This window comes from Streptomyces odontotermitis (assembly GCF_050510915.1).
Lineage (GTDB): Bacteria > Actinomycetota > Actinomycetes > Streptomycetales > Streptomycetaceae > Streptomyces.
The window spans coordinates 139565-158921 of sequence record NZ_JBNJLS010000008.1 but is presented as its reverse complement, the minus strand read 5'-3'; the positions used below and the strand labels follow the sequence as shown (position 1 = coordinate 158921).

Here is a 19357-nt window from a genome sequence, read left to right as displayed (position 1 = left end):
CAATCGGAGGCAGGTGGCCTCTTCGTCTCCTCTCCCGTGCCTAGGGTCGGGAGGGAGTTCCGGCGGTTCCGGCGGCGGGACTCGACGGAGAGCGAGGAGCCGAGCCGTGGCGCAGCAGGACGCGGAACAGGACAAGGAACAGATCCGGGCCCTGGTGGAGGAGTGGGCCCGTGCGGTGCACCGGGGCGATCTGCCGGGTGTGGTGGCCGACCACGCCGACGACATCGTGATGTTCGACGTGCCGCCGCCGCAGGACGGGATCCGGGGCCTGGACGCGTATCGCGCGGTGTGGCCGCCGTTCTTCGCGTGGCAGGCCCGGGGTGCCCGCTTCGACATCGTCGCGCTCGACGTCACCGCGGGCGCCGAAGTCGCCTATGCCCACGCCCTGTTGCGCTGCGGCACCCCCGAGGAGCTGGCCGCGCGCCCGGAGCAGCGGCTGCGGCTCACCCTCGGGCTGCGCAAGGAGGAGGGGCGCTGGGTCGTGGCCCATGAGCACCACTCGTTCCCGTACGAGTCCCCGGAGGGCTGAGCGCCGGTTCCGGAAGAGGCGAGCCGCTCACCCGGGCCGGCTCGCCCGCTACCCGGCCGAGCGGACGATGTCGTACGCGGTCATGGCGGCCGCGAGGCGGCGGGCGTCGTCGGGGACGGTCGGGTCGTAGCCGGTGAGGACCTGGATGCGGCCGAGGCGGTACGTGAGGGTGTTGCGGTGGACGGTGAGCGCTGCCGCCGCCTCGCCGCGCCGGTAGCCGCACTGGATGAACTCCCGCAGGGTGTCCACGAGATGGGTGTGCCGGGCGAGCGGCGCGAGGGTGTCGGCCAGGGCCGAGCGGGCGGGGCCCGGCCGGGCGAGCTGGTACTCGATGGCGAGGTCGGCGAGCCGGTAGCGGCCGGGCGGGCGCCGCAAGTGCTCGGCGAGGGAGAGGACTTCGGTGGCCTCCGCGTGGGCGGCGGGGATCGCGTCGTGGTCCGGGGCGAGGGCGGAGGCGGCGGTGCAGGGCGCGGCGGCGGCCTTCTCCAGGCGGGCGAGGAGCACGGCCACGGCGTCCCCTCGCGCCTCGCCTGCTTTCCTCGGGTCTGCTCGTCCCTCGTCCGCCGGGACGAGGAGGACGCCGCCGTCCCCCTTGAAGGTCGCCAACACCTCGGGGGAGTGGTCGAGTTCGGAGCGGATGGCACGCAGCCCGTCCGTGCCGACCCGTTCCCGTTCCCGGCCCCGGCTCCGGCCGCGGACCGGGCCCGGTCGCGTGGCCGTCGAGGGTTCGGGGATCCGCCAGACCACCACCTCGTAGCGGTCGGCGAGGGTGCGCCCGTACCGCTCGGCGGCCCGGCGCGCGGGCCGCCCCGCGAGCAGCGTCCCGGCGAGACCCTGCCGGTGCTCGCGCAACTCCCAGTCAAGATCGGCCCGTTCACGCAGATACGCCTCCGCGACGCGCGGCACCACCGCGCCGAGGAAGTCGAGGAGCCGCTCGGCCAGCAGGTCCGGGTCGATGCCCACGCCGGGTTCGGCCCGCACCAGCCGCCATGCCTCGCGGGCGCCCAGCGGATAGATCCGCAGGACGGCGTGGAGCGGCACCCCGTCCCTGGCCCGCTCCGCGCCCCAGGCGATGGGCGCGTCCAGCTCCTCCTGCGTGGGCGGGCGTCCCTCCCCGGCCGTGGTGACGAAGAGCCGCAGCACCGCCTCGGTGTTGGCCACCAGGTCGCCGTCGAGCACGTGCGCGGGCAGCTCCCGGTAGTCGGGGATCTCGGTGACGCAGCGGGCGACCGCGGCGGCGGCGATGGCGCCGACGCGGGGCAGCAACGCGGCCAGCCCGGCGGCGGGTTGGACCTCGGGGCCGCTCTCCGGCCCCCACGCTTGGCTCGAGGCAGTGTCCATCCCCGCATTGTCACCGTGCACAAACGCGGCAGGAAGCCTTCTGCGCGTACCGCCAAGGGACAGCGGGGCCGTGCGGGGGCCATTCTGTGCAGCCGGACAGTACCGGCAGGTCACCCACCCGCCGCCGTCTCCCTGTTCTCCCTGTTCCGCTTGTTCTCCCTGCCCTCCCTCAGGAAAGGACTCCCCCCATGGCGTGTACGCGCTGGCTCGCCCGCACGGGCCTCGCCCTGACCCTCGTGCTCGGCGCGGCCCTGCCCGCGACCGCGGCCGCGGTCGACGACCCGGGCAGAGCAACGACCAGAGCCACCGGCGGCATCAACGACTTCTCCTGCAAGCCCAGTTCGGCCCACCCCGAACCCGTCGTGCTGCTCCACGGCACGTTCGCCACCTGGTACGAGGACATCAACTTCCTCCAGGCGGACCTCGCCGCCCGCGGCTACTGCACCTTCGCCCTCACCTACGGCGCCTACCCCGAGTTCCCGCTGGTCGGCGGGCTCAAGCCGGTCGCCGAGTCGAACGTCGAGATCAAGGAGTACGTCGAGAAGGTGCGGGAGCGCACCGGGGCCGCCAAGGTCGACGTCGTCGGGCACTCCGAGGGCGGTCTGCAGTCGCTGTACCTGGCGAAGATGCAGGGAATCCAGAGCCACATCAAGCGCGTCGTGGCCATCGCCCCGCCCACGCACGGCACCGACGCGGCGGGCCTGGTGAAGCTCGGCGACAAGATTCTCGGGCGCGGCACCCTCGACACGATCGTGGCGAAGCTCGGCTTCCCTGTCCTGTCCGACGAGTTTCCCGGCGGCCCCGCCGTCAAGGCCCTCAACGACGGCCCGGTGGCCCAGCCCGACATCGCGTACACCATCATCACCTCGCGCTACGACGAGATCGTCACGCCGCCGGAGACCTCGTTCGTCCGCGAGCCCGGCGTCACCAACCAGTACGTGCAGGACTCCTGTCCCCTCGACCCGGTCGGCCACATCGGCGAGGCGTACGACCTGAACGTCTGGCACCTCGTCCGCAACGCGCTCGACCCCGAGCACGCGACGCCGATCAAGGTGTGCGCGGTCGGCTCACCGGGCTGAGCCCGCTCAGCCGGATGAGCCCGCCCCCTGCCGTCCCACCTGGCCGAAACGCGTCCGGGCCGCCCGGCCGTCCTGCCTATGCTCGCGGTATGTCAGAGCAGCGAGTTGTCATCGTGACCGGCGGGGGTACAGGGATCGGGGCGGCCACCGCGCGCCTCCTGCGGGCGGCCGGGGACCGGGTCGTGGTCTCGGGGCGGCGGCCCGAGCCGCTGCGCCGCATCGCCGAGGAGACCGGCGCCCTCGCGCACCCCTCCGACGCCGGTGACCCGGACGAGGTGGCGGGCCTGGTGGAGGCGGCCCTCTCCGCGTACGGGCGGATCGACGGACTGGTCCTCAACGCCGGTGTCGGGCGCAACGGTGCGGTCGGCGACCTGTCGGACGAGGACTGGGACCTGGTCCTGCGCACCAACCTGACCGGGCCGTTCCTGCTGCTGCGCGCCGCGCTGCCGCACCTCCTTGCGGCGCGCGGCTCCGTGGTGGGGGTGGCCTCGGTCGCGGCGCTGAGCAACGGCGTCGCCAACGCCGCGTACGCGACGTCCAAGGCGGCCCTGCTCCAGCTGTGCCGCTCGCTCGCCGTCGACTACGGACGACAGGGCCTGCGCGCCAACATCGTCTGCCCCGGCTGGGTGCGCACGGAGATGGCCGACGAGCGGATGGCGCGGTTCGCGCGGGAGGCCGGGCTCGGGGACGGCGGCGTCGACGCGGCGTACGAGGAGGCGACCCGGCTCACCCCGGCGGGCCGTCCCGGTGCGCCCGAGGAGGCCGCGGAGGCGATCGCCTGGCTCCTGTCGCCCGCCGCGTCCTACGTGAACGGCGCCACGCTCACCGTCGACGGCGGCGTCACGGCCGTGGGCTCCGGCACGGTCGCCTTCGAGTTCAGCGTGCGTCCGCGGGCGGAGGGCTGACACCACTTCAGAAGGCCCCGGAACCCCAGAAGGCCCGGACTTCAGAAGACCCCCGGGGACGGCCGGTTCAGACGGGCAGACGGTCGGCCACCGACACGGAGAGCTCGCGCAGCGCGTGCGTCGCGTGCTCGGCCGTCTCCGGGGCGAGGCGCCGGAACAGCTCCTGCTGGGCGGCGCTCGTATTGCGGACGACTTCTTCGGAGAAGGTCAGCCCGGCATCGGTGAGCTGCACCCAGGTGACCCGGCCGTCCCACTCGTCCGGGCGCCGCACCACCAGACCGCGCACCGACAGCTGCTTCAGGATCTTCGAGGTGCCGCCCGAGGTGATCGGCAGCTCATTGACGATCTGGCTCGGCCGCATCCGGAAGGGATTGCCGGCCCGGCGCAGGGCGACGAGCGTGTGGTACTCCGCGACGGTCAGTTTCAGCTTGTTCAGCTCACGGGTCGTCACGTCGTCCAGGGCGGCGGACAAGAGCATGATCCGGCTGGCCAGCTCCGTGGTCGGCCCGACCGCGTCCGGCAACTCGCGCCGCCACGCCCTGACCACGTCGTCGATCCGGTCCGTCCGCCGTTCCACTCGGCCTCCTTCTGCGCCGGCTCCCGCGGCTGCCGCCCCGGGGCTCTCGTCGCCGCATGCTAGCGCCGCAAGAAAGCTATCTGGACAGCTACTTGAGGGCGGTACGCCCAAGCTGGTGACAGTGCGCCGAAGCGCTTGACAGGCGGTGGGCGGAGCGTGACGGGGACGCGACGGTCCCGGGGCCGTGATGTGGCGTAGGTCATGGTCCGGCGCCACCGCGACCGGCAGGCCCTAGGGTGCGGGAGAACGATCAGGCGGCGAAGGGGAGTCGGGCCGATGAGCGGGCGTGCACAGCGGGTCGAAGCGGGGCCGGGGACCGGGTTTTTCACGTCCGTGGACGATGTCGCCGAGCGGCTCGCCGGGGCCGGGTACCTCGCCTCCACGGCCGTCGCCACCACCGTGTTCCTCGCCGACCGGCTCGGCAAGCCGCTCCTGGTGGAGGGCCCCGCGGGCGTCGGCAAGACCGAACTGGCCAAGGCCGTCGCCCAGGTGGGCGCCGCACGCCTGGTGCGGCTGCAGTGTTACGAGGGCATCGACGAGTCCCGCGCCCTGTACGAGTGGAACCACGCCAAGCAGCTGCTGCGCATCACCGCGGGCCGCGACGAGAGCTGGGACGAGACCCGTACCGACATCTTCAGCGACGAATTCCTGCTCACCCGGCCGCTGCTGACCGCCATCACCGGCGACGAGCCGACCGTGCTGCTGATCGACGAGACCGACAAGGCCGACGTCGAGGTCGAGGGCCTCCTCCTGGAGGTGCTCAGCGACTTCCAGGTGACCGTCCCCGAGCTCGGCACCATCGCCGCGACGCGGCGCCCCTTCACGGTCCTCACCTCCAACGCGACCCGCGAGCTCTCCGAGGCCCTGCGCCGCCGCTGCCTCTTCCTCCATCTGGACTTCCCCGACGCCGAGTTGGAGCAGCGCATCGTACGGATGAAGGTGCCGGGCCTGGACGACGTGCTCAGCGAGTCCCTGGTCCGCGTGGTCGGCGCGCTGCGCGCGATGGAGCTGCGCAAGGCGCCCTCGGTCGCCGAGACGATCGACTGGGCGCGGACGCTGCTCGCGCTGGGAGCGGACACCCTCGACGAGGCCGTGGTGCGCAGCAGCCTCGGCGTGATCCTCAAGCACCAGGAGGACGTCGTGAAGGCGAGTGCGAAGCTGACGCTCGCATGACCGAGGCCGAAGCCGGCGCTCCCGCGGCCGCCGAGGCCGAAGCCGGCGCTCCCGCGGCCGCCGCGGCAGAAGCCGGCGCTCCCGGGGCCGCCCGGGTCGAAGCCGACGTTCGCGCGGCCGCCGAGGCGCCGCTCACCGGGCGCCTGACCGGCCTCGTGCGGGCGCTGCGCGGGCACGGCATCCGGATCGGGCCCAGCGAGACCGTCGACGCGGCCGCCGTCCTGGAGGTCCTCGGCCTCGCCGACCGGGAGCGGATCCGTGAGGGCCTGGCCGCCGCCCTGCTGCGGGCCGACCGCCAGCGCGCCGTGTTCGACGCGACCTTCGAGCTGTACTTCCCGCTCGGCGTGGGCACTCCGGAGGGCGCGCGGACCGAGCCCGACGCCGACCGCGACACGATCCGCGACCGTCTCGCCGAGGCCCTGGCCGCGAACGACCAGGCCGCGCTGACCCGGCTCGCGGGCGAGGCCGTGAACGCGCTCGGCGGCTACGGCTCGACGCCCGGCACCGACGGCTGGTCCGCCCACCAGACGCTCAGCAGGCTGCGCCCGGAGACCCTCCTGGCCCGCGTCCTCGCGGCGCTGCGGGAGGGGGAAGGGCCGGATGACGCCGGGGCCGACGTCACGGAGCGGATCGAGGCCGACGAGATCCGCCGCCGCATCCAGGACTTCCGCGCCCGCGTCGGCGTCGAGGCCCGCAGGCGCGTCGCCGAGCGCCGCGGCACCGACCGCATCGCCCGGCTCGCCGTCGCGCCCAGCGCCGACCAGGTGGACTTCCTCGTGGCGGGCCGCGAGCAGGTCGCCGAACTGCGGCGCGCCGTCCAGCCGTTGGCCCGCAAGCTCGCCACCCGGCTCGCCGCCCGCCGCCGCAAGGCCGCCCGCGGCCGGATCGACGTCCGCCGCACCCTGCGCCGCTCCCTGTCCACCGGCGGCGTCCCCCTCCGCCCGGCCTACCGCAGACACCGCCCCGCACGCCCCGAGATCGTGCTGCTCTGCGACATGTCGGGCTCGGTGGCGGGCTTCGCGGGCTTCACGATGCTGCTGGTGCAGGCGATGCGGGACCAGTTCAGCAAGGTGCGGGTCTTCGCCTTCGTCAACCGCACCGACGAGGTGACCGGGCTGATCACCACGGGCGCCGCCGACCCCGCCGAACTCGGCCGCCGCATCCTCACCGAGGCCACCCTCTGCGGCTACCACGGCAGCAGCGACTACGGCGCCGCCCTCGGCGAGTTCACCGACCGCCACCTGGACGCGGTCGGCCCCCGCACCTCCGTGCTGATCCTCGGCGACGCCCGCACCAACGGCTTCGACCCCAACCTCCCGGCCCTGCGCGAGATCGCGGCCAGGGCCCGCCGCGTCCACTGGCTCAACCCGGAGCGCCCCGCCCTGTGGGGCACCGGCGACTCGGCCGCCCCCGCCTACGCCGAGGCCGTCGCCATGCACCCCTGCCGCAACGCCCGCCGCCTCAGCGAACTCGTCGCCCGGCTGCTGCCGGTCTGAGTCGCCCCCCGGGCGGCGAGCGTCACGCGGCGCCCGGGGCGCCTGCTTCGTAAGGCGCCTACTTCGTACCGAAGACGGCCGCGATCGGCTGCGGCGTCTTGTAGACCGTGGACGGCTCGCTCTCGTGGTCGGCGCCCAGGTAGAGGCGCTCGCCCGCGTACAGGACGCGCCGGTCCGTCTCGAAGCGGCTCTCCATCTCGTACGTGGACGAGGGGTTCTGCATCAGCTTCGTCTTCTTGTACGTGGCCGGGTCGATGCTCCACACGGCGCCGCCCTCCTCGGACGCCACGCTGCTCTCCTGATAGACGATGACCTTCCCGCCCTCGTCCACGCCGACGGGCGCCATGCGGCCGTTCTCACTGCCCTGGGTCATGCCGACGCGCTTGCCCGTCTTCAGGCTGATCGCGACGACGTCGTTGTCGGCGTCGGAGGAGGCGCTGACCGGGTCGGAGGTGCCCACGAACAAGGTGTTCGTCTTCTTGTCGACCGTGATCTGGGAGCAGCCGGAGACGTTGGTGGAGGGGCACTCCGCCTCGTACTTGCCGTGCTTGCCGCCCTTCGCACCGATCGTGCCGAGCAGCTTGCCCTGGGCCGCGCCGTCGTCGATCGACAGGAGGGAGGAGATGCCGGAGCCGCCCTGCGACTTGCCGTCGTCCACGGCCACCACGAGGGGGTCGGTGGACACGACGTGGGCGTACTTGGTGCCCTGCGGCAGCTTGTACGTGGAGGTCGCCGTGCGGTTCTTCGGGTTGACCGTCTGGACCTCGAGGGCCGGGCGGTCGGTGCTGCCGCAGTCGCGCACCGCGACGAGCTTCTCGCCCTCGCTCGCGTACCCCTGGTCGGGACACTTGGTGTCCGAGTCCTGCTTCCACTGCGGGGCGCCGCTCACGGACCAGGACGCGGCGCCGCTGGTGCCGGCCGCCGCCACGGTGCCGCCCCCGAGGCTCACCTCGTCGAAGCTCTGCGCGGAGCCGTAGCTGTCCTTGGCCTCCTTCTGCCAGAGCAGCTTGCCCTTGTTGATGTCGACGACGCCGACCTCGGTGCAGGTGGGCGTCGACTCCTTGTCGTTCTGGAAGAGGACCGCCACCTTTCCGTCCTTGCTGGGCCGCTCCGAAGACCAGCAGACCTCGCCCGCGAGCGGCACTTCCCACTGCTGCTTTCCACCGGCGAGCGGATAGCCGACGATCTTCTTCAGCTCGGTCTTCACGAAGTTCTTGTCGGTGGTCCACATGCCCATGGCGCCGGTCAGCTCGCTCACCTTGGCCATCGGCACCTTGGCGAGGACCTTCGCCTCGGGGGCGGTGGCCTCCGAACCACCGTCGCCCTGACCGCTGTCGCCCCCGTCGTCGGAACCACAGGCGCTGAGCACGAGCGCGGCGGAGAGTGCCGCCCCGATGGCGACCGCCGTGCGCGATATGGACATGTTTCGTCTCCTCATAAACGCGGGCGCCCGGCCTCGAATGGGCCGGGCTTTCCCCGTGCGGAGATCCTTCCCTTTCGGATTCGGAATTTCAACTCCGGATTCCTGATCGCCAGTTCAGTTCAAATGTTCCCAAGTGCATTCAGGGGAGCGTGAATTGAGGTCCCGCATTTCATGTCCGGGAATTCGGTGTCGTAAACCCGCTGATTCCGTCGATTGTGTCGGCCTTGTGGGCGGCGCCGTGCGGGGTGTCGTGGGTGGCGTCGTCCCGCTCCACGTCACGGACCAGATCGAGCGCCCGTCCCAGCGTGTCGAGGCGTTCGGCCAGGCTCTCGCCCGCCGGGTAGAGGCGCACGGTGTCGACCCCGGCCGCCCGCCACACCCGAAGCCGCTCGCGCACCATGTCCTCGGTGCCGATCAGCGTCGTGCCGAGCACCATCTCGTCGGTGACCAGGTCGGCGGCGCCCTCCCGGTCGCCCGCCCGCCAGCGCCGGTGCACCTCGGCCGCCGTGTCGGCCCAGCCCTGGCGGCTGTAGGCGGCGTTGTAGAAGTTCGTGGCCGCCGAGCCCATGCCGCCCAGGCTGAACGCCAGCTTCGCCCTCCGCTCGGCCATCATCGGGCGCAGCTCGTCCTCGTCCCGGGCGAACGCCACCTCGGCGCCCTGGCACACGTCGAGCTCCGTCCGGTCCCGCCCGGCCGCCGCGAGGCCCGCGTCCAGATGATCGAAGTACGCCTCCTTCGCGCCCTCCGGCACGAAGCTCGTGCCCAGCCAGCCGTCGGCGATCTCGCCGGTCAGGCGGAGCATCTTGGGGGAGAGGGTGGCGAGATAGACGGGCACGGTGTGCTCGGTGCGCAGCGAGAGCCGCATCGGCCGCGCCTCCCCGCCCGGCAGCGGGATGGTGAACTCCCGCCCCGAGTACGTGACCTTCTCCCCGGACGCGGCCGCGCGCACCACCTCCACGGTCTCCCGCATCCGCGACAGCGGCCGGGCGAACGGCACGCCGTGCAGCCCCTCGATCACCTGCGGCCCGGACGGACCGAGACCGAGCAGGAAGCGGCCCTCCGAGATCTCCGCGAGGGTGAGGGCGGCTCGCGCGATGGCCATCGGGGTGCGCGTGGCCAGCTGGATGATGCCCGAGCCGAGCAGCATCCGCTCGGTGCGCGCGGCGAGATAGCCGAGCGGCGAGGGCGCCTCCGCTCCCCATGCCTCCGCGACCCAGCAGATGTCCATGCCGAGCTTCTCCGCCTCGGTCACGAAGTCGACGGTCTCGCGCCAACTCCCGCCGGGCGCCTCGATGGTGGTCGACGTCCGCATCAGCTGTCCGCCCCCTGGTCGTCCGCGCCCTCGGCCAGCCGCTTCACCGCGTCGAGCGTGGCACCGATGCTCTGCTCGAACTCCCGCATCCGTACGAACACGATCTTCTGCTCCTTCTCTGGCATCCGGTCGATGGCGTACGAGAGTCCGGAGCGTCCGGGGCCGAGCCGCATCCACTGCCGCAGCAGCGCCCCGCCGCCTTGCGCCACGACGGTGAACTGCCACCGTGCCGACGGCAGTTCGGGGTCCCCTACCGCCCAGGCGAACACCCGCTCCGGCCCGTCCGGCTCGTACGCCACGACCTCGGAGACGGTGGACCACTCCCCGAGCGACGCATGGGCGCTGTGCCCCCGGAAGCGCGCCCCGAGCGCGGGCCCTGCCCTCCCCTCCAGCCACTCGACCGCCCGCAGCTCCGTGCTCAGCCGGGGCATCAGGTGGATGTCGCTGACGAGGTCCCACACCCGCCCGGGCGGAGCCCCGATCCAGATCTCGCTCTCGACGGTCGGTGTATCGGCGTAGCGTGCGCCTGTCCACTCCATGACCACCAAAGTTGCGTAGATAGACTTACCTGTCAAGGGTGAGCCCGGCCGCCGGGGCGGGGTCGGTCAGGCGCCGAACCGCTCGCGCACGTCCGGGCGTTGGGCGAGTCGCGCAGGGTAGCCAGGGCCGAGCCGGGCGCTGGTGTTGGCGGGCGTCATGGGGTCGCCGCAGTCCGCGCAGACGACCTCGGGCCGGCTGGTGTGCCCGCACGGCTCGTGCCGGAACACCACCGGCGGGCCCTGCTCGTCGGCGAGCCAGCGGTCGCCCCACGCGTTCATCGCCATGAGGACGCCGTAGAAGTCGCGGCCCTTCTCGGTGAGGACGTAGTCGTGGCGGACCGGCTCGGTCTGGTACGGGCGCTTCTCCAGGAGGCCCTCGTCGACCAGTCGGCGCAGCCGGTCCGCGAGGGTGTTGCGCGCGACGCCGAGGGACTGCTGGAACCCGTCGAAGCGCCGCACGCCGTAGAACGCCTCGCGCAGCACCAGCGGCGTCCACCAGTCCCCGAGCAGATCCATCGTGCGGGCGATCGAGCAGGGCCAGTGGGCAAAGGAAGTCCGCCTCATGAGAGCCAGCATAGGTCGGGCCGCGCCGCGGGCCTGTGGGGGAACCCCGCAGGCCGGGGACGGATGGCTGCGGGTCCGCCCCCGGCCGATGGGCCCCGTGGCTCCGGTGACGTCAACGGCCTTGCAGCGCCTTGACGTTGTCGCCGAAGGTCCAGTTCTTGGAGCCGTCCCAGTTGAGGGACCAGGTCATCAGCCCCTTGAGGCCGCCGCCGTAGTGGTTCCACGCCTGGGCCACGGAGCCAGGCGCCATGTAGCCGCCGCCCGCGCCCGGCTGGGCGGGCAGCCCCGGCACCTGCTTGTCGTAGGGCACCCGGATCGTGGTGCCCTGCACGACGAGCCCCTTGTTCAGGCAGTCGGTCTGAGCGGTGAAGCCCTGCACGGTCCCGGCCTGGTACGAGTCGCCGGCGCAGCCGTACATCGAGCCGTTGTAGTACTGCATGTTGAGCCACCACAGGCGGCCGTTGTCTGCGTACTTCTTCACGATCGGCAGATACGCGCCCCAGATGGAGCCGTACGTGACGCTGCCCCCGGTGACGTACGCGGTCTCCGGCGCCATCGTCAGGCCGAAGCCCGCGGGCATCCGGGCGAGGACCCCGTCGATGATGCGGATCAGGTTGGACTGGGACGGCGAGAGCTGGTTGATGTTGCCGCTGCCGACGAGGCCGGTCTCGATGTCGATGTCGATCCCGTCGAAGTTGTACTTCTGCAGGATCGGCACGATCGTGTCGACGAAGCGGTCCGCGACGGCGGTCGAGCTCAGGTCGATGCCCGCGGCGGCCCCGCCGATGGAGAGCAGGATGGTCTGCCCCGCGGCCTTGGCCTGGCACATCTCGGCCGGCGTGGGGACCTTCACGGTCGCGTCCATGCCGTCCTCCCACAGGGCCGTCCCGTCCGAACGGATCACGGGGAAGGCGGCGTTGAGGACGTTGTAGCCGTGCGCGGCGATGCGGCTGTCCGTGACGGGGGTCCAGCCGAAGGGCGGGTGCACGCCGTTGGCGGCGCCGTCCCAGTTCTCCCAGTAGCCCTGGAGGACCTTCCCGGCGGGCTTGGGTTTGACGGCGCAGGTGTCGTCGCGGGCGGCGGCCGGGGACGCGGCGGCGGTGAGGAACTGGGCGGCGAAGGCGAGGGTGAGACCGGCGCCGAGGAGACGCGCGACGGGTCTGGAACGCCTGGAAGAAGAGCGAGGGGTGCGAGGGGTGCGAGGGGAGCGGGGAGAGCGGGGGAACACGCCGACCTCCTGGACGGTGGGGGTTCGTTCCTGAAGAGGTGCTGGGGTGTGCGATGCCCCACAACGTAAGTTGGTCCAGACCTTTCGTCAACAGGTCTGGACCGTAAGGGTGTTGGAGTGCCGGGTGGTGCGTGCTCCCTGGCTAGCGGGCGGGGCGGGCCAGCCAGTCCAGGGCGCCCTCGGCGGTGAACTCGCCCTGGCCGCCGCGCAGCAGCAGGTCCGCCGTCGCGAACGCCGGGTCGTCCGCCTGTGCGGCGACGTACGGGATCGCGATGCACCGCATGCCCGCCGCGTGCGCGGCCGCCGAACCCGGAGCGGCGTCCTCCAGGACCACACACTCTGAGGGGTCCGTGTCCAGGAGACGGGCGGCGGCCAGGAAGACGTCGGGTGCGGGCTTGCCGCGGTCCACCTCGTCGGCCGAGATGTACGTGGTCAGCTGTGCGTCGAGCCCCGTGCCCGTGAGGATCGCCTCGATCGCGGCGCGGGAGGAGCCGGAGGCCACGGCCATCGGCACCCCGGCGCCGTGCAGGGCCTCGACGAACTTGCGCATCTGCGGGTAGACCTGCGTGTTCGCGCGGGCCAGCCGCAGATAGGCCGTGTTCGTCTCGTCGAGCAGCTCGGCCACGGGCGCGGTGAGCCCGTACCGCTCCTTCCAGATCTCCAGGGTCTCCAGGGTGCTGATGCCGACGTAGTGCTCGTGGTCCTGCCAGGTGAAGCCGGGGACCCCGTGCTCGGCGAGCACCAGGCGGCTCGCCTCGAAGTAGTTCGGCTCGCTGTCCACGAGGGTGCCGTCGAGATCGAAGATGACCGCTGTGCTGTCGAAGGTGCTCATGCCTTCCAGGATGCCAAGGACGCGATCATTCCGATTTCGCGGAGCCGGGGGAGCCGGGGGAGCCGGGGGAGCCGGGGGAGCCGGGGGAGCTGGGGGAGGTGGAGGAGCCGGAACCGGAGCCGGGGCTCTGGGCCGCCGCGCGGCCCACCGACTCGACCAGCGGCAGCAGCCGGTGCGGGACGCGTTCGCGCAGCGCCATCTCCGTGCGCGTGCGCACCACGCCCGGCAGCTGGATCAACTGCTGGATCACGTCCTCCAGATGGCCGTTGTCCCGCGCGGCCACGCGCGTCAGGAGGTCGCCGCCGCCCGTGATCGAGAAGGCTTCGATGATCTCCGGCACCGCCGCGAGCGCGTCCCCGACGTCGTCGAGATGGCCCTGCGTGACCTCGATGTGCACGAAGGCGAGGACGGGGTGGCCGAGCGCGGCGGGGGAGAGGGACGGGCCCGTGCCGGTGATCACGCCGTCCCGCTCCAGGCGGTCGAGGCGGGCCTGGAGCGTGCCGCGGGCGACGCCCAGGATGCGCGCGTACTCACGGACGCTGGTGCGCGGCTGTTCCAGGAGCAGTCGCAGGATGCGGGTGTCGAGTGCGTCGACGGCCATGGTCCGATGGTCTCCCTGGGGCGCCAAGTGATCTTGAGTAACTGTACCAATGGTGCAGTGAAGGTGACGTCAGTTGAACCAGTGCCCGCTTGATGCTTTCCTAACGCTCATCAATGGCGCCGCGATGCGCCGGAGCGACAAGGGCGCCGCTCCGGATTCCGCGGCGCCATTTGCCCATGTCCGGGCCCCTGTTCAGACCTTTGGCGGGCCCATGTTCGGATGCCGTCGGCGGGGGCACCCGGAGTGCGGGAGGGGCCGTGGGCGCCCCAGGCCCTCTGAGGAGGGGGATCTCGCATGAAGTGCTACGACTGCGCGCACGCCGGACAGTCCGTCGACGCCGTCGCCGTGTGCCGCCACTGCGGCAGCGGCATGTGCGTCGCCCACGTCGCCGTCACCGGCGAGGAGGTACGCCACCTCACCGGCATGGGGCTGAGCCATGGGCCGCGGGCCGCGCGCCGGATGACGTGCACGGTCTGCCACGAGGCGGAATCGCCGGCGACCGCCGCGCACCACGCCCCCACCGACCGCTGATCCGTTGGCCCCGTTCTGGCACTGCTGATCGCCGCCTGAATGCACCAATGGCACAGCACCATTCGATCGTGTTGAGCCAATGGGCCCGGCCATGCTCAAATATCCCCCGTCGATGGCGCTGCGGATCCCCGCGGCGCCCTTTTTCATGGGGCGCCACGGGCAGGGACGCGGGAACGGAAACGGAAGGGGCGGGAAGTAACTGTGCTGAAGGGGATGTTCGTCGCCGCGGATCCCGGGCGGCTGCGACTGCGCGCCGCCCTCCGGGCGGTACTCGGCATCGGCCTCGCGGTGACCGTGAGCGGTCTCGTCGGCCACTCGCTCGTCGCCGCCATCTCCGGTGGCCTCGCCGCTCTGCTCGCCCTCTTCACCGTCACCGACACCACCGTGCGTGGACAGGCCGTCACCACGGCCCTGCTCCCTGCCGTCGGCTTCCCGGTGCTCGCTCTCGCCGCCGGGCTCCACGACCATCCGCTCGTGCGCGACCTGGCCTTCCTCGCGGTCGTCGGGGGCGGCGTGTACGTGCGCCGGTTCGGCCCGCGCGGCCACGCGCTCGGCGTGTTCGCGTTCATGACCTTCTTCATCGCACAGTTCCTGCACACGGTCCCCGGCCAGCTCCCCGAGCTGTACGCCGCCGTCGCCCTGTCCCTGCTCGCCTCGTCCACCGTCCGCTTCGGCCTCTGGTGCTACGAGCGGCGCCTGCCGGTCGCCGCGCCGCCCGCCGCTCCCGGCGGCACCGGACTGCTGCGCACGACCACCCGGCAGGCCGTGCAGGCCACGGTCGGCGGCGGCGCCGCGCTCCTCGTGGGCCAGCTCCTGTCCGAGCAGCGCTGGTACTGGGCGGTCGGCGCCACCTGGTGGGTGTTCGTGAACACCGCCTCGCGCGGCGAGACCATGGTGCGCGGCTTCCGCCGGGTCCTCGGCACCCTCATCGGCATCGCCGTGGGCTTCGTCCTCGTCGTGCCGCTCCAGGGCGCACCTGTGCCCACGGCCGTCCTGGTCGCCGCCGGAGTCTTCGGGATCTTCTACACGGCCGCCGTCTCGTACACCTGGATGATGTTCGCCGTCACGGTCATGGCCGGGGCGCTCTACGGCCTGCTCGGTGTCCTGGACCCGCCGCTGCTCGCGCTGCGCCTGCTGGAGACGGCCGTCGGCGCGCTCGGGGCGGTGGCGGCGGTGCTCTTCGTCCTGCCCGTCACCACTCACGCCACGACCAACGCCTGGATCGAGCGCGCCCTGCGCAGCGTCCGCGCCTGCGCCGCCGAGTCCGCCGCCCGCCTCTCCGGCACCCCCGACGCCGACCCGGCCCCGCACGTCGCCGAGCTCGAGGCGCTCCTCGGCCGGGTCCGGCTCTCGCTGGCCCCGCTGGTCCACCCGCTCAGCCCGATGCGCGCCCGCAAGGCCCGCGCCCGCCAGGTCCTCGCCCTGCTCGACGACTGCGCCCGCGAGGCCCGCGGCCTGGCCTCGGTCGCGGCGGATCCGGAGGCGTCCCACGACGCCCGGCTCGCCGCCGCCTGCCGCCGCGTGGAGGCCGCCGTCGAGGCGCTGATGGCGGGTGAACAGGCCCTGGAGGCGACGGTGCCGCCCGCCGTCCACGCCGCCGCCGAACCCGCCCTCGCCCACCTTCACGGCCTCGAAAGGGCGCTCGCCGAACTGGCCGCGCCCCTGCGGACCTCCCCGCGCTCCCCGCTGCTCGGCGCCTGACCGCACCGGGTGCGGGCGTCAACTCGCCCGTGCCATGGGCAGGTTCGCCCGACATGTACAGGGTGGATCAGGCCATCGCAGGGGTAGTCCCGTCGCCAACGGACGCGCGGGCCGCGCGGGAGCGGCCCGCCCCGGACCCCCTGGGGGAGCGCGATGCACCCACGCCTGCGCCGGACCGAGAGCACCGGGAATCCAGCCCCGGAGCCAAGTCTCAACCTCAACTCTAGGGTGATGGTTTGCCCCTCGCCCCGTGCCGCCCTCGCCCGGGCCGCCGCCGAGTTCCTCACCCTGCACCACGCGGAGAACGGCCTGGGAGACCCGGCTCCCCGCGTTACCGAGGCCCTCGCCGAGATCGGCGCCACCGGCACCTACCGCCACACGCCCGACGAGCTCTCCTTCGGCGCCCGCGTGGCCTGGCGCAACGCGAGCCGCTGCATCGGGCGCCTGTACTGGCGCTCCCTGCGCGTCCTCGACCGCCGCTCCCTGCGCCGCGCCGAGGACCTCGCCGCCGCCTGCGCCACACACCTGCGCGAGGCCACTCACGGTGGCCGGATCCGGCCCCTCGTCACGGTCTTCGCCCCGGACGCCCCCGGCCGCCCGGGACCGCGCATCTGGAACGAGCAGCTCATCCGCTACGCCGGATACGCCCGCCCCGACGGCGGCGTCACCGGCGACCCGCGCACCACCGGCTTCACTGCCCTGGCCCGGCGCCTGGGCTGGCCCGGCGGCCCCGGCACGCCCTTCGACGTGCTGCCGCTGGTGATCCAGGGCGCGGGCGGCGCACCCCGCTGGTTCGAGCTCCCCTCCGACGCTGTCCTCGAAGTCCCCATCGAGCACCCGGAGTACGCCTGGTGGGCGGAGCTCGGGCTGCGCTGGCACGCCGTCCCCGCGCTCTCCTGCATGTGCCTGGAGATCGGCGGCGTCTGCTACCCGGCGGCGCCCTTCAACGGCTGGTACATGGGCTCCGAGATCGGCGCCCGCAACTTCGGCGACACCGACCGCTACGACCTGCTGCCCCGCATCGCGCGCCGCCTCGGCCTCGACACCGCCAGCGACCGCTCCCTGTGGAAGGACCGCGCCCTCGTCGAGGTGAACCGCGCGGTCCTGCACTCCTTCGACCGCGCGGGCGTCACCATCAGCGACCACCACACCGAGTCCCGCCGCTTCCTGGCCCACCTCGACCGCGAGGAGCGCAAGGGCCGCACCGTCGGCGCCGACTGGTCCTGGATCGTGCCGCCCCTGTCCGGCTCCGCGACACCGGTCTTCCACCGCACCTACGACACGGTCGAGCAGCGCCCCGCCTTCGTGCACCACCCGGAGGCCCTGGCCCGGGCGCGCGGAGAAGCCGACACCTCGGTGGTCCAGACCTGCTGCTAGCGTCGTCGCCGCACGATCACGGGTGCCGCGGGCGGCCGGGTCGCGATTCAGGGCGAGAGGGGAATGCAGTGGTCGGCAGCAGCCATGGCGTACGGGCGTACATCGGGTCCTTCACCGCGGCGGGAGGGCCCGGCGTGCTCGTCGCGGACCTCGACGGGCAGAGCGGCGCCCTGACCGTCGTGGGGGCGACGGACGTGGTCGCCGACCCGTCGTACCTCGCGCTCGCGCCCGACGGGCGGACCCTCTACGCGGTCAGCGAGACCGCCCGGGGAGCCGTCGCCGCCTTCGACGTCACGGGCGGCAAGCCGGAACTCCGCCGCGCCCCCGTGCCCGTGCGCGCGGACGCGCCCACCCACCTCGCCCTGCACGCGGGCCATGTGCTCACCGCCAACTACGGCTCGGGCAGCGTCTCCGCCGTCCCGCTGCACCCCGACGGCACCCTGGCCCCCGCCCCGTCCGGCGTCCTGCCGCACACCGGCTCCGGCCCGCACCCGCAGCGCCAGCAGGGCCCGCACGCCCACCAGGTGCTCCCGGACCCGAGCGGCCGCTGGGTGCTCAGCGTCGACCTCGGCACGGACTCGGTGCGCGTGTGCGCGCTCACCGACGGTGGCCCCGAACTGCACCGCGAGGTCGCCCTGCGCCCCGGCTCCGGCCCGCGCCACCTCGCCTTCCACCCGGGCGGCAGGCACGCCTACGTCCTGAACGAGCTGACGCCCACCCTCACCACCTGCGCCTGGGACCCCGCCGAAGGCAGCCTGAAGCCGCTCGCAGAGATCTCCGTGCTGCCGGGGGCACCGGAGGGCGACGCCTACCCCTCGGAGGTCGTGGTCGCGTCCGACGGCCGCTTCCTGTGGACCGCGACGCGCGGCGAGGACCTCATCTCCGTCTTCGCGCTCGACGAGGCGGGGGAGCGGCCGCGGCTCACCGCCTCGGTGGAGTGCGGCGGCGACTGGCCGCGCGACCTGGCCCTGGACCCCTCCGGCCGGTACCTGTACGCCGCCAACGAGCGCTCCGGCGACGTCACCTGGTTCGCCCTCGACGAGGCCACGGGCATCCCGGTCCGCGCCGGGTCCGTCCCGGTGCCCGCGGCCTCCTGCGTGCTCTTCGGCTGACGCCGGGGCCGCTCACGGACACACGGGCATACGGCGATGGGCCCGCCCCCTGCTTCGGGGGCGGGCCCATCGCCGTATGTCTGGAGCGCCTCAGCGCACCGGCGCGCCCGAGGGCTGCTGCGGTGTGATGCCGAGGGCCGTCGTGTACTTCGACAGGGCCAGCTTGCCGATCGCCGGGTAGGCGCCGAGCGACTCGGCCACGGAGCAGCCCGCCTCCTTCGCCGCCGCGTCGAGCAGACCCGCGTCGACCTCCGGGCCGATCAGGTACGGGGCGAGCGCCAGCTGGCCGGAGCCGGAGCCGCGCAGCTGCTCGGCGGTGGCCGCGATCGCGCCCTCCTGGTCCAGGGCCGCCGCCATCACGGGCACCGCGAGGCGCGCCGCGAGCAGCATGCCGGTGATCCCGGCCGCCTGCACGGCCTCCTCGCCGCCGACCGTGGCCAGGACGATGCCGTCCGCCGCGGTCGCCACGGTGAACAGGCGGGCGCGGTCGGCGCGGGCCAGACCGGCCTCGGAGAGGCGCACGTGCAGGGCCTCCGCGAGCAGCGGGTGCGGGCCGAGCACATCGGTCAGCTCGGCGGCGGCGCGGCTCTCCATGACGGACTGGCGGACGCGGCGCATCAGCGCGTTGTCGGGGCCCGCGAGCAGCGGCACCACGACGGCGACGGGCCCTTCCGGGTCCGCCACCTCGGCGCCCGCGGCACGGGCCTGCTCGATGCGGGCGGCGCGCTGGGCGGCGGCGTGCGCGAGCACGGAGTGCAGTGAGGGGAACTCGGGGAACGAGGTGGTGGTGGCGTCCTCCTCCCCGTCCAGGTAACCGATACGGGCGTCGAGGCCGGGCAGCTCGGAGCGGGCGATGCTCACGACTTCCTCGGCGATGGAACGGGTCGTGCTGCTGGGGGCACCCGGCACGGCGAGGACGAGCGCGGGTGCTCCCTCAGGAGCCGCCACGGGCTCCGGGCGGCGGTGCCGACCGGGCTGGCGGGGTCGCGGCATTCGTACGGGCAGGCCGGAAGCGGGCCCAGTGGGGGAGCTCATGG

General features: G+C 73.2%; 18 protein-coding genes and 1 pseudogene. 9 read left to right on the top strand and 10 right to left on the bottom strand.

Features of this window, described 5'->3' with window-relative positions; all coding sequences use genetic code 11:
* Positions 1–106 precede the first annotated feature (106 nt).
* Entirely contained in the window at positions 107–529 is a 423-nt protein-coding gene (locus ACQB60_RS23800; RefSeq protein ID WP_496928116.1) for a YybH family protein, read from the top strand.
* Positions 530–577: 48 nt separating this feature from the next.
* Here ACQB60_RS23800 and ACQB60_RS23795 read toward each other — a convergent pair whose 3' ends face one another.
* The gene (locus ACQB60_RS23795) at positions 578–1870 is read right to left on the bottom strand and encodes a PucR family transcriptional regulator (protein ID WP_496928115.1); all 1293 of its coding nucleotides are present in this window, start codon (positions 1868–1870) and stop codon (positions 578–580) included.
* Between the two features lie 188 nt (positions 1871–2058).
* Between ACQB60_RS23795 and ACQB60_RS23790 the strand changes: the two genes are divergently transcribed.
* Both ACQB60_RS23790 and ACQB60_RS23785 read left to right on the top strand, forming a co-directional pair.
* Complete coding sequence (locus ACQB60_RS23790) at positions 2059–2949, top strand: esterase/lipase family protein (RefSeq protein WP_496928114.1); 891 nt, start codon at positions 2059–2061, stop codon at positions 2947–2949.
* A gap of 89 nt (positions 2950–3038) precedes the next feature.
* The gene (locus ACQB60_RS23785) at positions 3039–3854 is read left to right on the top strand and encodes an SDR family NAD(P)-dependent oxidoreductase (RefSeq protein WP_496928113.1); all 816 of its coding nucleotides are present in this window, start codon (positions 3039–3041) and stop codon (positions 3852–3854) included.
* 67 nt (positions 3855–3921) lie between these two features.
* Here ACQB60_RS23785 and ACQB60_RS23780 read toward each other — a convergent pair whose 3' ends face one another.
* Positions 3922–4431, bottom strand: a complete 510-nt coding sequence (locus ACQB60_RS23780) for a MarR family winged helix-turn-helix transcriptional regulator (protein WP_496928112.1) — start codon at positions 4429–4431, stop codon at positions 3922–3924.
* 276 nt (positions 4432–4707) lie between these two features.
* Between ACQB60_RS23780 and ACQB60_RS23775 the strand changes: the two genes are divergently transcribed.
* The gene (locus ACQB60_RS23775; protein ID WP_496928111.1) at positions 4708–5604 is read left to right on the top strand and encodes an AAA family ATPase; all 897 of its coding nucleotides are present in this window, start codon (positions 4708–4710) and stop codon (positions 5602–5604) included.
* Positions 5601–7100, top strand: coding sequence for a VWA domain-containing protein (locus tag ACQB60_RS23770; RefSeq protein ID WP_496928110.1), 1500 nt, complete (start codon positions 5601–5603; stop codon positions 7098–7100). The genes ACQB60_RS23775 and ACQB60_RS23770 overlap by 4 nt, the downstream gene beginning before the upstream one ends.
* A 58-nt stretch (positions 7101–7158) precedes the next feature.
* On the opposite strand, the gene ACQB60_RS23765 is transcribed toward ACQB60_RS23770, so the two are convergent.
* The 7 genes and pseudogenes from ACQB60_RS23765 to ACQB60_RS23735 all read right to left on the bottom strand — a co-directional run.
* Positions 7159–8523, bottom strand: a complete 1365-nt coding sequence (locus ACQB60_RS23765) for a hypothetical protein (RefSeq protein ID WP_496928109.1) — start codon at positions 8521–8523, stop codon at positions 7159–7161.
* Positions 8524–8692: 169 nt separating this feature from the next.
* Entirely contained in the window at positions 8693–9835 is a 1143-nt protein-coding gene (locus tag ACQB60_RS23760) for an LLM class flavin-dependent oxidoreductase (RefSeq protein WP_496928108.1), read from the bottom strand.
* A complete protein-coding gene (locus tag ACQB60_RS23755; protein WP_496928107.1) occupies positions 9835–10374 on the bottom strand; it encodes an SRPBCC family protein in 540 nt (179 codons plus the stop codon). Before ACQB60_RS23755 ends, ACQB60_RS23760 begins: the two co-directional genes overlap by 1 nt.
* A 66-nt stretch (positions 10375–10440) precedes the next feature.
* Entirely contained in the window at positions 10441–10938 is a 498-nt protein-coding gene (locus ACQB60_RS23750; RefSeq protein ID WP_496928106.1) for a winged helix-turn-helix transcriptional regulator, read from the bottom strand.
* A 112-nt stretch (positions 10939–11050) separates the two neighbouring features.
* Positions 11051–12166 (bottom strand): chitinase, encoded by a 1116-nt coding sequence (locus ACQB60_RS23745; RefSeq protein ID WP_496928105.1) that lies wholly within the window; start codon positions 12164–12166, stop codon positions 11051–11053.
* Positions 12167–12308: 142 nt separating this feature from the next.
* Positions 12309–12998 carry an HAD family hydrolase gene (locus tag ACQB60_RS23740; RefSeq protein ID WP_496928104.1) on the bottom strand — a complete coding sequence of 230 codons (690 nt, stop codon included), beginning with the start codon at positions 12996–12998 and terminating at the stop codon, positions 12309–12311.
* Between the two features lie 127 nt (positions 12999–13125).
* Positions 13126–13599: pseudogene (locus ACQB60_RS23735) on the bottom strand (Lrp/AsnC family transcriptional regulator); the annotation flags it as partial.
* Between the two features lie 294 nt (positions 13600–13893).
* On the opposite strand from ACQB60_RS23735, the gene ACQB60_RS23730 reads away from it, so the two are divergent.
* From ACQB60_RS23730 to ACQB60_RS23715, 4 genes are all read left to right on the top strand, one after another.
* The gene (locus ACQB60_RS23730) at positions 13894–14130 is read left to right on the top strand and encodes a DUF2180 family protein (protein WP_496928103.1); all 237 of its coding nucleotides are present in this window, start codon (positions 13894–13896) and stop codon (positions 14128–14130) included.
* Between the two features lie 201 nt (positions 14131–14331).
* Positions 14332–15831, top strand: a complete 1500-nt coding sequence (locus ACQB60_RS23725) for an FUSC family protein (RefSeq protein WP_496928102.1) — start codon at positions 14332–14334, stop codon at positions 15829–15831.
* Between the two features lie 231 nt (positions 15832–16062).
* On the top strand, positions 16063–17208 hold the full coding sequence (locus ACQB60_RS23720; protein ID WP_496928101.1) for a nitric oxide synthase oxygenase: 1146 nt from the start codon (positions 16063–16065) through the stop codon (positions 17206–17208).
* A gap of 68 nt (positions 17209–17276) precedes the next feature.
* Complete coding sequence (locus tag ACQB60_RS23715) at positions 17277–18320, top strand: lactonase family protein (protein WP_496928100.1); 1044 nt, start codon at positions 17277–17279, stop codon at positions 18318–18320.
* A gap of 90 nt (positions 18321–18410) precedes the next feature.
* Here the strand turns inward: ACQB60_RS23715 and ACQB60_RS23710 are convergent, their stop codons facing one another.
* Positions 18411–19355: a sirohydrochlorin chelatase gene (locus ACQB60_RS23710; protein WP_496928099.1), complete on the bottom strand. Its 945-nt coding sequence runs from the start codon at positions 19353–19355 to the stop codon at positions 18411–18413.
* Between the last annotated feature and the right edge of the window lie 2 nt (positions 19356–19357).